The following is a 15,119-nucleotide window of genomic DNA, read 5'->3' on the forward strand; positions in this document are numbered from 1 at the left end:
GCTGTCCTTCGTCACGCGGTGCCGCCAGGGCGGCGGGGAGGGATACGGCGGGTACGGCCACGGCGGGCGGCGGCCCGCATCGCGGCCCTGGCCAGCTCCGGCCGGTCGGCGGCGCCGTCCAGGCTGGCGGCGAGGGCCCGGACGGTGGGATGGCGGAACAGGTCGAGCATCCGGATCGAGCGGCCGGTGGCGGCGGTCAGCCGGGCGTGCACGGCGGCGAGCGCCAGCGAGTGGCCGCCGATGTCGAAGAAGTTGTCGGTGACGCCGACCCGGTCCCGCTCGAGGACCTCCCGCCAGATGCCGGCGATCAGCTCCTCGGTCTCGGTGAGCCCGTCCGGTCCGGCGGGCAGCAGACCGGACGGCGGGCCGGAGGCCTCCGCACCGGCGACGGTCATGGCACCGAGCTGCGGCACCCGTACGGTGGGCCGGGGCAGGTCCCCGGCCACCGTACGGGTCGGCGCGTGCGGCGCGGCGGCCAGCGCGTCCACCAGGTCCGCCAGGTCGGCGAGCAGGTCCTCGATCCGAGTGGCGTCGAAAAGGTCGGGGTTGTAGACCACCTCGATCCCGGCCCGGCCGTCGCGCTCCACCACGTAGACGGTGATGTCGAACGGCGAGCCGGGCTTCGGCACGGCCACCGGCTCGGCGCTCAGCCCGCTCAGGTCCAGCCGGGGCGGGGCGAAGTTGAGCACGTTGAACAGCACCTGCACCAGCGGCGCCCGGGCGGTGTCCCGGCCGACGCCCAGTGCCTCGACGATGCGTTCCAGTGGCGCGCCGGGGTGCGCCGTGGCCTCGTGCAGCTCGCCGGCGCACCGATCGACCAGCTCGGCGAAGCTCGCGCCGCCGGTCCGTACCCGGACCGGCACGGTGTCGATGAAGAAGCCGACCACGTCGTCGAAGGCGGCCAGCCGCCGGTCGGCGACGATCGCCCCGAGCACGTGGTCGTCGCCGCCGGTGAGCCGGGCGATCAGCTCACCGAAGGCGGCCAGCAGCACCGCGGCGACCGTGGTGCCGCGCCGCTCGGCCAGCTCCCGCACGGCGTGGTCGGCCGGCGCCGACAACCGGACGGACGCCTCCGCGCCCGCGTAGGTCTGCACCGCCGGCCGGGGCCGGTCGCGGGGCAGCTCCACAACGGTCGGCGCGCCGCTCAGGTGCCCGGCCCACCAGGCCAGGTCGGCCTGGCCCCGACGCCGGTCCCGCGCGTCCCGCCACACCGCGTAGTCGGCGTAGCGGGCGCGCAGCTCCGGCAGCGCCGGCGGCTGGCCGGCCACCGCCCGGCCGTACCCGGTGGCCAGATCGTCGTAGCAGACCCGCTCGGACCACCCGTCGAAGACCGCGTGGTGCCAGGTGACCGCCAGCACGTGCTCGTCCGGCCCGAGCCGGTAGACGGTCACCTGCCAGGGTGGCCCGGTGGCCAGGTCGAACGGGTGCGCGGCACCGGCGGCGAGCATCCGGGCCAGCTCCGCCTCCCGGTCGGCGCTGTCGGTCAGGTCGACCACCGGCACCGCCACGTCGGTGGGCTCCGCGCAGACCGCGTACGGCACGCCGCCGGTCTGCGGGATGCGCCACCGCAGCACGTCGTGCCGGACGGCCACGGCCCGCAGCGCGGCGCCGAGCGCGGCCGTGTCCAGCGGCCCGCGCAACCGGTGCGCCACCGCGATGTTGTACGGCGCGCTGGACGGCGCGAGCTGGTCGACGAACCAGAGCCGGCGCTGCGGCGGGGAGAGCGTCGGCGGGTTGCCGGTACTCAACTCGTCGCCGGCGCTCGGCGCGACGGCGACCTGCTCGACCAACCGGCCGAAGCCGCGCAGCGCGAACACCTCCCGGGTGTCCACCTGCCGGCCCAGCTCGGCGCGCAGGGCGGCCACCAGCCGCATCGCCACGATGGAGTTGCCACCGGCGGCGAGGAAGTCGGTGTCCGGGCCCGGTGGCGCGCCCAGCAGCCGGGTCCAGATCCCGGCCACCGTCGCCGCGACCGGGTCACCGGTCACGTCGGCGGGCACCGCCGCGTCGCCCGGCTCGGCCGGGGGGACGGTGAGGGCGGTGACGGCCAGCGCCCGCAACGCCGGCCGGTCCAGCTTGCCGCTGGTCGGGCTCACCGGCAGCGCGGCGCGGCGCAGCACCCGGGCCGGCAGCATCGCGGCGGTCAGCCGACTGCCGGCGTACGCGCGCAGCCGCGCGTCGTCGGGCGCGTCCGCCGGGGTGAGGAACGCGACCAGTTCGGTGCCGGCCGGCCCGGCCACCGCCTCGACGGCCACCGAGGCGACGCCGGGCAGGTCGGCCAGCACCGCCTCGACCTCACCCAGCTCGATCCGCTGCCCCCGGATCTTGACCTGCCGGTCGGCCCGGCCGAGGTAGACGATCCGCCCGTCCGAGTCGTGCCGGGCCAGGTCACCGGTGCGGTACAGGCGCTCACCGGGCAGGCCGGAGAACGGATCAGGGACGAAGCGCTCGGCGGTCAGCGCGGGGCGGCCCAGGTAGCCGTCGGCCAGCCCGGGCCCGCCGATCAGCAGCTCACCGGTCTCCCCCACCGGCACCAGGTCCAGCGCGGCGTCCACCACGTACGCACGGTGGTTGGGCAGCGGCCGGCCGATCGGCACCGGGTCCGTCTCGGCGGCGCTCAACGGGCCGCTGACCGCCAGCACCGTGGTCTCCGTCGGCCCGTACCCGTTGAGGAAACGCCGGCCGGGCGACCAACGCGCGGCCAACGCGGCCGGGACGGCCTCGCCACCGCACAGCACCGTGCGCCAGTCGGGCACCTCCGCCGGGTCGAGCATGGCCAGCACGGTGGGCGTGATGAAGCCCCAGTTCACCTCGTGCGCGACGATGAACCGGGCCAGGCGCACCGGGTCGGCGCGGTCCCCGGCGCCGAGCAGCTGCACGGTGCCGCCGAGCAGCAGCGGGACGAACAGGTCCATGGTGGCCGCGTCGAAGCCCAGCGAGGCGATGCCCAGGCTGCGCACGCCGGCGTCCGCTCCGCTGAGCGCGACCACGCCGCTGACGAACTCGACCACATTGCGGTGGGTGGTGAGCACACCCTTGGGTCGGCCGGTGGAGCCGGAGGTGAACAGCACGTACGCCGGATCGCCGGGGCGGGCCGGGCACGGCGCGAGGGGAGCCGGCCCGGGCAGGCCGATCGCCTCGACGCCGGGCGCGCCGCCGAACTCGGCCTCCGCGGCGTCGCCCACCACCAGGGACAGGCCCGCGTCGGCGGCGATCCCGCGCAACCGCCGACGCGGGCCGCCCGGCTCCAGCGGCACGTAACAACCGCCGGCCAGCAGCACACCGAGCACGGTGGCCACCAAGTCGGGTCGGCGGGTGCCGCACACACCCACCCGGGTCTGCCGACCGACCCCCCGGGCACGCAGCGCGGCGGCCACCCCGGCGGCCCGGGACAGCAGCTCGGCATAGCTGAGCCGGATGTCCCACTGGCGCACGGCCACCGCGTCCGGAGTGCGGGCGGCCTGCGCCACGACCAGCTCGGCGAGCGTCGCGTCCGGCCAGGGCAGCGACTCGCCCCGCACGGCGCTGACAGACAGGATGTCGGTCACGCGTTCCCCCCGGGGTAGCTGCTCGGATCGGTGACCTGCAGGCGGAGCTCGTTGACGTACCCGCGGCCCTCCGCGTCGGTCACCCAGCTGTCACCGGGCGTCGGCAGCAACTCGGTGACCACGATCGCGACGTCCGGCCCGGTACGGGCGGCGGCGTCGACCATCGCGCACAGCGACTGGGCGTAGAGCGGGCCGGTCAGATCCACATAGCAGGGCTTGACCTCGGTGCCGAGCTTCACGAACACCCGCTCCGGCAGGCCGAGCCGGGCACGCCACCGGCGCACCGCGAGGAACCGGCCAGCCTCCCCCTTCACCCCGGCCAGACCGCTGTCCCCCACCGTGGCCCGCCACGTCCGCCGGGCCACCACCAGGCGGTCGATGGTGATCCGGGGCGTGTGGGGCGCCGGGTCGAGCAACTTGAAGCTGTCCAGCAGCAACGACCCGAGCAGGTTGGCGAAGACCTCGACCAGCGGCCAGCGGCTGCCGTCGGGCAGCACCGCCTCCAGCCGGTCACCCGCCGGCACCACCCGCACCTCGGTGGCGGGGACCAACCGGTCGATCTCACCGCCGCGGGCGGTGTCGATGCCGAGCTGCCGGTCGGCCGCGCTGTTCAGCCCGTACGTGGTGCGGGTGGTCACCCGCGGGAAGCCCTCGGGGTAGAGCACCCGGACCCGGGCCGGGCCGAGGTCGGCGTCCAGCCCGGCGCGCAGCGCCACCGGGTCCGGGTGGAACGGCACGAAGACCGCGCTGTCGAAGGGCACGTGAGCCGGGTGCAGCTCGCCCAGCACCAGCAGGAACTCACCCCGGTTCAACGCGTCCAGGTCGACGGCGCTGATCTGCACGTCCGGGCCGTGGATCCGGCCGGACGGCCAACCCGGCGCGGTCGCCGGAAACACCCGGTGGGCCCGCTCGGTCAGCTCCGCGGCGCTGAGCCGCAGCTCCGACTGCCCCGGCGGCAGCGCGGCCAGGTCGAACAACTCCGCCCAGCGGGCGGTGAAGCCGGCTCCAGCGGCTGCCAGTGGCCCCTCCGGGGCGAGCAGCAGCCCCTGGGCCAGGGACCAGACGTCGGCCAGCCGCACCGGCCCGTCGGCGCGCAACTCCTCGTACAGCTCGCCGAGGAGTCGTTCGCAGGCGGCACCGATCTCCGCGGTCAGCCACCGCGCGGCCTGGAGCAGCACGGCCAGCGGCGCGGCGAGGGCATCGAGCACCCCCGCGCCGACGGTCACGCTGAGATCCCGGGTGGTCTCCTCGTACACCACGGTCCGGCCGGCGTACATCTGACCGGCCTGCCGGGTGGCGGGCCGGCCGGTGACCTCGGTGAACTCCGCGTTCAGCGCCTCCAGTGCGGCGCCCAACCGGTCCGGGTCGCCGGCCGCCGCGGCGACGTCGTCGCGGCGCGCACAGAGCCGATCGAAGCCGTCGATCACCTCGGCGCGCAGGTCGGCCGCGCCGATCGCGTCCAGCCGCTCCCGCAGCACCTGCTCGGCCCGGGGGCTGATCGGCAGACCGGCGTCCCAGGTCAGCAGGCCACGCTCGACCAGTCGGTCGAGCAGCAGGTACGCGTCGGCGGCGGAGCGCAGGCCGGCGTCGCCGTCGGCGAGGATCCCCTCGACCAGCCGCAGTGCCGACGTACGCCCGTCGCAGCCGGCCAGCAGCCGGGCCTCCAGCGTGGACAGCTCCACCGGGGGGTGCAGCGGCCGGTGCAGCCGCCGGCCCTCCACCGTCAGGTGCGGCGCCAGCGCCGGCGCCCACCAGCGACGCACGTCCAGGTCGTCGGCGAGCCGATCGGCGTACGCGATCAACGCCCACGCCTCGAAGCGCACCAACCGGCCCGACAGCAGCCCCGGCCCCGGCCGCAGCCGGGTCGGCTCCTCAGCGGGATCGAGGACGCCCCAGCAGACCGGGCCGAAGAAGCCGATCGTCTCGGCCTTGCCGCAGTAGCGCTGCCAGTAGCGCAGCAGGCTTAGCTCGCGCCGGCGCCGCCAGTGGTTGCGCACCGACGGATCGGTACGCAGCAACCCGTCCAGGGCGGTCACCATGGCCGGGTTCTGCCAGGTGACCGCCTCGCGCAACAGCGGGTCGGCGGCGATCTCGCCGGCGGTCACCGAGGCCCCGGCCAGGGCCTCGGCGAACGTCTTGTCGAAAAGGTCTGCGGTGTCCTCGCCGGCCAGCAGCGCGTCCGCGGCGGCGGCGGCCTCCGGGGCGGCGAAGGCGGCCAGGCCGTCGGCCGGAAAGCCGGCGGTACGCAGCACCACGTCGCGCCAGACCGACCAGCCCGTCGTGCCAAGGGGCAACAGGTGGTTCATCGAATCAGCTCCGGCTTGTCGGTGTCCACGATGTGCAGTCGTAGTTCGCTGAAGTAGCGCCGGCCCGCCGCGTCGGGCACCCAGGCGTCCTGCGGGGTGGGCAGCATCTCGCTGACCACCAGCGTCGTGGCGTCTCCGCCGTCCCGGCCGGCCGCCCGCACCATCGCGCAGAACATCGTGGCGAAGGCGGGACTGCTCAGGTCGACGAAGCAGGGCTTGGTCTCGGTGCCGAGCTTGACGTACACCTGCTCCGGCAGGCCCAGCCGGCGCCGCCAGTCCCGCACGGCCAGGAAGCGGGCCCGCTCCCCGGTCACCGCGCCCACGCCGCACGCGCCGACCGTGGTCCGCCAGGTCTGCCGCGCCACCACCAGCCGGTCCAGGGTGATCCGCGGGGTGTACGGCGCGGCGGCGACCAGTTTGAAGCCGTCGACCGTGTGTGTGCTGAGCAGCCCGGCGCAGACCTCGGTCAGCGACCAACGCTGCCCGTCGGCGGCGGCGACCACCAGCCGACCCGCCTCGTCGTGCACGGTCAGCGCCACGGTGGGCAGCACCCGGTCCGGGTCGGCGTTGGGCGCCGGCGCGAACGCCAACTGCCGGTCGGTCGGGCCGATCAGCGCCTCCGCGACCCGGCTCGTGCGCCGCGGCCAGTCGGTCGGGAAGAGCAGCCGGATCCGGTGCGGACCGAGGTCGGCGGCCAGCGCGTCGCGCAGCCGCTCCGCGTCCGGGTGCGACGGGGTCAACGCCTGGCAGTCGAACGACGGCCAGGCGGCGTGCAGCTCGCCGAGCACCACGGTGTAGTCGCCCCGGGCCAGCGCTGCCGCGTCGGCCGCGCAGATCTGCAGGTCGGGGCTGTGCAGCCGGGCGTTGGACCAGTCCGTCCGCACGGCCGGGAAGGCCTCGTCGACCCGGGCGGCCAGGTTCGCCACGTCGAGACGCACCTCGGTGGTGCCGGGAGGCTGCCGATCCAGCTCGAACAGCTCCGCCCAGCGGGCGGCGAACTGAGCGGCGACCGCGTCCACCGGGCGCTCACGGGTGCCCCAGAACAGCCCCTGGACCAGGAACCACAGGTCGGACAGGGCGACCGGGGCGTCGCCGGCCTCGGCGCGCAGCTCCTCGTACAGCTCCCGGAACACCGCCCCGTACGCGTCCTCGAGCGCGACGGCCAGCCAGCGGGCGGCCCGCAGCAGCACGGCCAGCGGCGCGGCGACGGAGTCCAGCAGCGGCGCTCCGAAGACCACGTCCAGGTCCCGGCTGGTGTCCTCGTAGCAGAGGGTCCGGCCGGCGTACATCTGTCCGGCCCGGCGCTGCGCGGACTGGCCGGTCAGGGCGGTGAACGTCGCGTCGAGCGCGTCGAGGGCCACCCGCAGCCGGTCCGGGTCGCCGGCCGCCGCGGCGACCGCGTCCCGGGCGGCGCAGAGCCGGTCGAAGCCCGCCTGGGCGGCGGCCCGGGCCGGGGCGTCGCCGACGGCGGCGATCCGCTGCCGCAGCACCTCCTCGGCGGCCGGACTGACCGGCAGTTCGGCGTCCCAGGTGACCAGCTCGCGCTGCACCAGCCGGTCCAGCAGCGCGTACCCGTCCTCCGGTCGGCGCAGCCCGATGCTCGGGTCGGTCACCACGTCGCGGGCGGTGCGGTGGCCGTCGGCGGCGGCGAGCAGGGCCGCCTCCACCGGGGACAGCGGGACGGGGGGCCGGCCCGGCCGACGCACCTCCCGGCCGACGAGGCACAGGTGCGGGGCGAGCCGGGGCGCCCACCAACGGCGTACCGCCGGGTCCTGACCGATCCGCTCGGCGTACGCGGTCAGCGCCCAGGACTCGAACCACACCCAGCGGCTGCGGGTCAGCGCGGCGCCGGGGCGCACCTGCGCCGCCACGGGCAGCTCGGGGTCGATGGTGGCCCAGCAGCTCGGCCCGAAGAAGCCGACGGTCTCGTTCTTGCCGCAGTACCGCTGCCAGTACTTGAGCAGCATGCGTTCCCGTTCCCGGCGTCGCACGTTGCGGACGGCGTCGGGGCCGCCCCGGGCCAGGCCGTCGAGGGCGATCAGCGCACTCCGGTTCTGCCAGGTGACCGCCTCGCGCAGCAGCGGGTCGGCGGCCAGCTCGCTCAGCCCCCGGCCGGTGGCGGCGATCGCCTCGGCGAACTCCTTGTCGAACAGGCCGGCACCGGTGCCGGTGGCGAGCAGCTCGTCGGCCGCGGCGGCGGCCTGCGGGGCGGCGAGCATGGTCAAGCCCACGGCGGGGAAGCCAGTGCTGCGCAGGATGGCGTCGCGCCACACCGACCAGCCGGTGTCGCCCAGCGGTACCCGGTGCCCGTCCGCCGCGGCGCGCGCCGGCCCGCCCGACGTCGGGGTGCGAGCGGCCTTCCGGTCGAGCGCGGCGCGCAGGTCGGCGCGGATCGCCGCGGCCAGCTCGGGCAGCGCGTCGTGCAGGAAGAAGTGCCCGCCGTCCAGCTCGTGCAGTGCGCAGCCGGCGGAGGTGTGCTCCCGCCAGGCGGCACTCTGCTCCCGGGTGACCGCCCGGTCGTCGCGCCCGCTGAACACCACGATCGGCACCGGCAGCGGCTCCTCGGGGCGGTACCGGTAGCCGTCCACCCGCTCGAAGTCGGCGCGCAGCAACGGCAGCAGCAGCTCGACCAGCTCGGGATGCTCCAGCACCTCGGCAGGCAGCCCGCCGCCGGCGCGCAGCCGGCGCAGCAGCTCCTCGTCGTCCACCTGGGACAGCCCGTCGAAGGCGCTGGGCGCGCTGATGTGCGGGGCGCGGGCGCCACCGACGTAGAGCCGCAGGGGCAGCGCGTGCCCGCCTCGGCGCAGCTCGCGGACCACGTCGAAGCCGAGCCGGCCGCCCATCGAGTGGCCGTAGATCGCGTACGGTCCGTCGACCCGCTCGGCGATGGCGGTGGCCACCTCGGCGACCCGGAACCGGGGGGTCTCGTTGATCCGGTTCTCCCGGCCGGGTAACTGCACCGGCAGCACCTCGACGTCCGGGCCGAAACAGCTCGGGAAGTGCCGGAAGGCGCTGGCGCCAGCACCGGCGTAGGGCAGGCAGAACAATTGCACCGGTGCCGGATCGCGGCTGCCGGCGGAGAGGAACCAGGTCACCGCACGCCTTTCTGAGGAGGATCGATCCAGTACCGCCGCCGCTGGAAGGGGTAGGTGGGCAGCGAGGTGCGTCGGATGGCGTCGGCCGGCTGCAGGGCCGTCCAGTCCAGGTGTTGGCCCGCCACCCAGCTGGCGGCCAGTTCGCGTAGCGCGCCGGGCGGGCCGGCGACCCGGGTGTCGGTGCGGAGCAGCTCGTCCAGCGCGGCGACCGCGCCGGCCGCGTCGATGGCGACCACCGCCGCCCGGCAGCCGAACTCGCGCCGGCCCAGCGCCAGCGTCGCGGCGACGTCGGCGAGGGTGGGTGCCGTGCCGGCCAGGTGCCGCCGCAGCCGACCGAGCGCCGCCCGCAACGCCACCGGGGTACGCGCCGAGACCGGTAGCAGGTGCGCGCCGGGCGCCCCGGGGTCCGGTGGCTCCACCGGAGGTGGCTGCTCCACCACGACGTGCGCGTTGGTGCCGCCCAGCCCGAACGAGCTGACCCCGGCGACCCGGCGCGGCGCGTCCGGCCAGTCCCGCACCTTCGTCGGCACGTAGAACGGGCCGGCGGCCAGGTCGATCTCCGGGTGCGGCCGGGTGAAGTGCAGGTTCGGCGGGATGACACCGTGCTGCACGGCGAGCACCGCCTTGATCAGCCCGGCGATGCCGGCCGCGGCGTCGAGGTGGCCGATGCTGGTCTTCACCGAGCCGAGCGCGCAGGTCTCGGCCGGCGCGGTGCCCTCGTACACCTCGTGCAGCGCGGCCACCTCGATGGCGTCGCCGAGCGGCGTACCGCTGCCGTGCGCCTCGATGAGGCGGACCTCGCCGGGGGTCACCTCGGCGGCGGCGAGCGCGCCGGCCACCGCGGCGGCCTGCCCGGCCGGGCCGGGCACGGCGAAGCCGGCCCGGTCGGCACCGTCGTTGGTGACGGCCCAGCCGGGCAGGATCGCGAGGACCCGGTCGCCGTCGGCGCGCGCGTCGGCGAGGCGGCGCAGCGCCACCACTCCCGCGCCGGAGCCGAAGCCGGCACCCTGGGCGGCCTCGTCGAACGCCCGGCAGCGGCCGTCGGGGGAGGCGAGCCCGCCGGGGGTGTGCCGGTGTCGGGGCCAGGTGACGCTCACGCCGCCGGCCAGGGCGAGGTCGCACTGGTAGTCGGCGAGGCTCTGCGCCGCGAGACAGACCGCGACCAGCGAGCTGGAGCAGGCGCTCTGCACCGCCACCGCCGGCCCGGTCAACCCCAGCCGGTACGCGACCTGCCCGGGCAGGTGGTCGGTGAGCTGCCGACCGACCAGCCGGGCCTCCCAGTCGTCCGGGTCGACGTCGCCGACCACGGCCGGGTTGTCCATCAGGTGGAACAGGAAGTAGCGGTTGACGGAGGTGGCGGCGTACACGCCGACCAGACCGGGGAAGCGGTCCGGGTCGTGACCGGCGTCCTCCAACGCCTCCCAGGCGGTCTCCAGGAACAGCCGGTGCTGCGGGTCGGTGCGGGCGGCCTCCTGGTCGCCGAACGAGAAGAACTCCGCGTCGAAGTCGGCGACCCCGTCGAGTCGGCCGGTGGCCTTGACGTGCCGGGGATCGGCGCGCAGGCCGGGGCCGACGCCCAACGCGGCCAGCTCGTCGTCGCTGTGGTCGTGGATGGCGTCCACGCCGGCGCACAGGTTCCACCAGAACGTCGCCGCGTCCGGCGCGCCGGGGAACCGGCCGGCGAGACCGACGACCGCGATCTCGTCCCCGGTGTAGTCGCGCGCGCCGACCGAGGCGGCGGGCGGGCCGGCCGGAGCCGGCGGCACGACGGCCGACGTCGAAACGGCGGCGGTCGACACGGCGGGGTTCGACCTCGACACGGCGGCGGTCGACACGGCAGGGTTCGACACGGCGATCGGGGCGGGCATCGGTGGGGTGGCCTGCGCGGGCGGGTCGACCAGCCGGGCCTGGGCGGCGACCGTCGGATGGTCGAAGAGCCGCAGCAGCGGCACCCCGACGCCGAACCGTTCGGCCAACCGCTGCTGCACCTGGCCGAGCAGCAACGACTGCCCGCCGACGTCGAAGAAGCTGTCGGTACGGCCGACCGCGTCCCGGCCGAGCACGTCGCACCAGATGTCGTGCACGACCCGCTCGGTCGGCGTGGCCGGACGGTCCGAGACCGGTACGGCCCAGGCCGGGTCGGGCAGCGCCCGCTCGTCGACCTTCCCGCTGACGGTCAGCGGGAACTCGGCGACCGGCACGACGGCGCGGGGCAACGCGTAGTCGGGTAGCTGGCGGGTCAGGGCAGCCCGCAGCGCGGCCGGGTCGGGTGACGCACCGGCCGGCCGGACGTACGCCAGCAGTTCGCCGCCGCGGGCGACGGCGCGTACCTCGGCGACGCCCGGCTCGGCGGCGAGCACCGCCTCGATCTCGGTCAGCTCGACCCGGAAGCCGCGGACCTTGACCTGCCGGTCGAGCCGGCCGAGACAGCGCAGCTCGCCGGTGGGCAGCAGCTCGCCGAGGTCGCCGGTGCGGTACGCGGGCACGCCGTCGGGGTCACGGCCGAAGGTGTCGCTGCTCTGGCCGAGGTAGCCGGGCGCGAGGTGCGGGCTGCGGACCACGATCTCGCCGTCCGGTGCCAGCCGCAGCGCGTACCCGGGCAGTGCCGTGCCGATCGGCAGCGGGCCGGTGGCAGTCGGGTCGACGTCGGCCAGCGGCAGCACGTGCCGGGCGGCGAACGTCATCTCGGTGGCCCCGTAGCCGTTGACGAGGACGCAGTCCGGGGCGAAGCGTCCCCGGGCGCGGGCGGCGTCGGCGTAGGTGGCCTGCTCACCTCCGAGCAGCAGCACCCGGACCCGGTCGAGCCGGTCGACGCCGGGGGCGTCCAGCAGGTGCCGGTAGACGGTCGGGGTGGAGTGGTAGATCGTGACGCCGTGCCGGGCCAGCTGCTCGACGGCGTACGCCAGGCCGTGCCGGCGCAGGTCGACCGGGACGACGGCGGCGCCGGTGAGCAGCGCCGGGTACAGGTCGGGGATGGCCGCGTCGAAGCTGAACGAGGCGAGCAGGCTGAGCCGGTCGTCCGGACGCAGGGCGAGCGTGGCGATCTGGTTGTCCACCACGTGCGTGAGGTTGCGGTGGGTCTGCCCGACGGCCTTGGGTCGGCCGGTGGAGCCCGAGGTGAACAGCACGTACGCGAGGGCGTCCGGGTCGACGGGCACCGGTCGCAGCGGTGCGGGTCGTACGTCGACGGCGGGGACGATCCGCAGGCCGGGACGGTCGGCGGCGAGGCGTCGGGCGAGTTCGGTGTGTTCGCCGCCGCAGAGCAGGGTGGTGACGTCGGCGCCGTCGAGCAGGTGGCGCAGCCGCTGCTCCGGGAAGCCGGGGTCGAGCGGCACGTAGGTGGCGCCTGCGGCGAGCGTGCCGAGGATGGCCGCGATGGTGCCGCCTCCGTGGGCGGTCAGCAGGCCGATCCGGTCGCCGGGCCGTACGCCGGCCGCGGCCAGCAGGTCGGCGTGCCCTCCGGCGAGACCGGCGAGGGTGGCGTAGTCGAGTGGATCGGTGTCGCCGAGCACGGCGGAGCGGTCGCCACCGCGGGCGGCGGACTCGCCGAAACGGTGGACCAGGGTCGAGGTCTTCATCTCAGAACGCGTACAAAGATCCACTATGGACGGACGCGCAGCGATGGACAGCGGTGATCATTCATCCCCCCCAGGACTTCACAATGGAAGGAGCATAGGGTTCGATGAGTGACGCGATAGATCATTGACTAGAGTCGACCCGAAGGGTCTACCGAAGGCTCCGACGAGGGACGGCGAACATCGTCCGATCATCCCCCTGGCGCGGCGCTTGATTTTCGCCTAAAGCGGCCAGCCGCAACCATTCTTCCGGCTCCGTACCATTTGCGTTAAGGAATTTCCCGGCCGAAAGCGCCTCGTCCGAATGGCGACATCGAAGCGTTCAGTCCCCGACAACGGGCGGAACGGCAGGGGTCACGCCGCCATCCGGATCGCGCGACAGGCCGTCCACCATCTGCCGGAACTCGCGCACCGTGACGGCCTCGCGCAGGGTCGCGAAGACCGCCCCGGTGCCGGCTCGGGCGGTCGCCTCGTCGACACCGGCCCGCTCGCCGACCCGCCGCAGGAACTCGGCCGGCCCCGGAGCCGGCGGCACCGATCGGGCCGCGCTCCGACCCGCGCCGCCGAGGTAGCCGTCCACCTCGTCGGGGAGGTGCCCGGCGAGGTCGGTGGCCGAGCCACCGGTCACCCGTTCGGCCATCGTCTGGAGAACGGCGCGCGCCACCACGGCGGCCTGCTCGGGCGGCAGCCCGGAGCGCCGGGACACCGCGTCGATGAAGCGGGGGAACCGCACACCGTCCTCCTGTCCACCACGGGTCGCGCGCTTACCCGGGCAGGCGGTCGGCAAACGGCGGTGCGGTCAGCGCAGTAGGCCGGTGGCCCGCAGGTGGTCGAAGATGATCTGGTCGACCGGGGAGGTGCGGTGCCGGTCGGCGTACTCCAGCCAGGCCGTCTCGGCGATCTCGTTCGCCGGGCGCAGGCGCCCCTCGTACCCGGCCCGGTAGCAGGTCATCCGCACGGTGACGCCGGCCGCGTGCCCGTGCGCCTGAGCCGTGAACGTGCCCAGGTGCACGGCGTCGCGCACGTCCACCTCGACGCTCAGCTCCTCGTCGATCTCCAGGCGCAGCGTCTGCAGGTCGGTCTCCCCCGGCTCGCGCTTGCCACCCGGCAGATACCACACGTCCTTGCCCCGCGACCGGGTGCTCAGCACCCGTCCGTCCTCGATGAGGATCCAGGCCACCTTGTCGATCTCGGACACGCCACCCTCCCGCCCGCGCAGAGCGGGCACGCTACCACCCGACGCCCGCCCGGAGCCCACTCAGTCGGCCAGCAGGTCGAGCAGCAGCGCCGCGGTCCACCCGAACGCCGGTGAGCCCAGCCCGACGCCGGTGTCCGGGTGGAAGTACTCGTGGCAGCCGGCACCGGCCACCAGTCCGATCATCGACCGGCGCAGCCCGGCCGCCAGCTCCGGGTGCCCGTGCACGGCGAGCCCGCGACGCACCAGCCAGCCGATGTTCAGCCAGCTCGGCCCCCGCCAGTAACGCAGCGGCTCGAAGTCCGCTGCGGTGCGGTCGTGGCTGGGCAGCGGCCGGTCCATCCGCCGGGCCACCCCGAAGCGCGCCGACGTCGCCTCGACGACCACCGCGTCGACCTGCCGGGCCGGCAGGTCGGGCAGGATCAGCGGCGTCAACCCGAGCACCGTCCGGGCACCGACCAGCCGGCCGGTGCGCAGGTCACGCGGCTGGAACGTGCCGGTGCCCGGGTCGTACAGCCGGCGGACGAGGGCGTCGGTGATCCGGGCCGCCCGGGCGCGGTGCGGGCCCGGGTCGGCGCCGATGAGCGCGGCGATCTCCGCGAGGGCGTGTTCGGCAGCGCCGAACGCCGCGTTGAACAGCGGGCACTCCACCAGGAACGGATGGCCGTCGGCGAGGCGCCGGTCGGCGTAGCCGTGGTCGCGGTAGGCGTCGACGATCGCCAGGTAGCGCGCGTAGTCCAGGTCCGTGGGGCGGTGCGCGGCGTCGGCGTGCGCGGTGTCGTGCCGGCGGTACGCGCGCATCACCGCTGCCTCGGCCCGGACCGCGGCCATCGGCTCGTCCCAGGCGGGGCTGTTGTCCAGCCCGGACTCCCACGGGTGCACGATGCAGACCAGGCCATCGCCGGCCACGTCCCGCCGCTCGGCCAGGTAGCGCTGCTGGGCCACCAACGCCGGATAGAGCCGGCCCAGCGCGGCCCGGCCGGCCTGCCCGGGTGCGCGCCGGTACGCCAGCCACGCCGCGAGCGCGTGCACCGGCGGCTGGACCAGGCCGGACGTGTCCACGGCCGGAGCGCCCTCCGCGTCCGCCGAGCGCCACAGATCCGGCCCCGGGAAGTACGCGCCGACCCGCAGCGCCGGGTTGAACACGATGTGTGGCACCCGCCCGTCGGCCCACTGCGCCCGGAACAGGCTCGCCAACTCCTGCCAGGCCCGTTCGGGGCGGACCTGGGCCAGCCCGACCGCGATGAACGCGGAGTCCCAACTCCACTGGTGCGGGTAGAGCGTGCGCGACGGCACGGTGTGGTCGTGCTCCCAGTTGGCGTCGAGCGTGTCGACCGCGAGCTGGCGCAGCCCGGCCGGGTCGGCGGGACCACCGGCACGGGCCACCGTGGTCCCGCCGA

Annotated in this window: 7 protein-coding genes; all 7 read right to left on the reverse strand. The window is 75.5% G+C overall.

From position 1 onward, the window contains the following. Nucleotides 1-11 precede the first annotated feature (11 nt). Nucleotides 12-3,548: an amino acid adenylation domain-containing protein gene (locus tag O7620_RS10915; protein WP_278122944.1), complete on the reverse strand. Its 3,537-nt coding sequence runs from the start codon at nt 3,546-3,548 to the stop codon at nt 12-14. Continuing rightward, nucleotides 3,545-5,854, reverse strand: coding sequence for a lantibiotic dehydratase (locus O7620_RS10920; RefSeq protein WP_278122945.1), 2,310 nt, complete (start codon nt 5,852-5,854; stop codon nt 3,545-3,547). Before O7620_RS10920 ends, O7620_RS10915 begins: the two co-directional genes overlap by 4 nt. Continuing rightward, nucleotides 5,851-8,949, reverse strand: a complete 3,099-nt coding sequence (locus tag O7620_RS10925) for a thioesterase domain-containing protein (RefSeq protein WP_278122946.1) — start codon at nt 8,947-8,949, stop codon at nt 5,851-5,853. Before O7620_RS10925 ends, O7620_RS10920 begins: the two co-directional genes overlap by 4 nt. Continuing rightward, nucleotides 8,946-12,527, reverse strand: a complete 3,582-nt coding sequence (locus tag O7620_RS10930) for an AMP-binding protein (RefSeq protein WP_278122947.1) — start codon at nt 12,525-12,527, stop codon at nt 8,946-8,948. The genes O7620_RS10925 and O7620_RS10930 overlap by 4 nt, the downstream gene beginning before the upstream one ends. A 319-nt stretch (nt 12,528-12,846) precedes the next feature. Then, entirely contained in the window at nt 12,847-13,257 is a 411-nt protein-coding gene (locus O7620_RS10935) for a DUF2267 domain-containing protein (RefSeq protein WP_278122948.1), read from the reverse strand. Between the two features lie 66 nt (nt 13,258-13,323). After that, nucleotides 13,324-13,722: an NUDIX domain-containing protein gene (locus O7620_RS10940; protein WP_278122949.1), complete on the reverse strand. Its 399-nt coding sequence runs from the start codon at nt 13,720-13,722 to the stop codon at nt 13,324-13,326. A gap of 60 nt (nt 13,723-13,782) precedes the next feature. Beyond that, nucleotides 13,783-15,105: a hypothetical protein gene (locus tag O7620_RS10945; protein WP_278126946.1), complete on the reverse strand. Its 1,323-nt coding sequence runs from the start codon at nt 15,103-15,105 to the stop codon at nt 13,783-13,785. Nucleotides 15,106-15,119 lie beyond the last annotated feature (14 nt).

This window comes from Micromonospora sp. WMMD710 (assembly GCF_029626045.1).
GTDB lineage: Bacteria > Actinomycetota > Actinomycetes > Mycobacteriales > Micromonosporaceae > Micromonospora.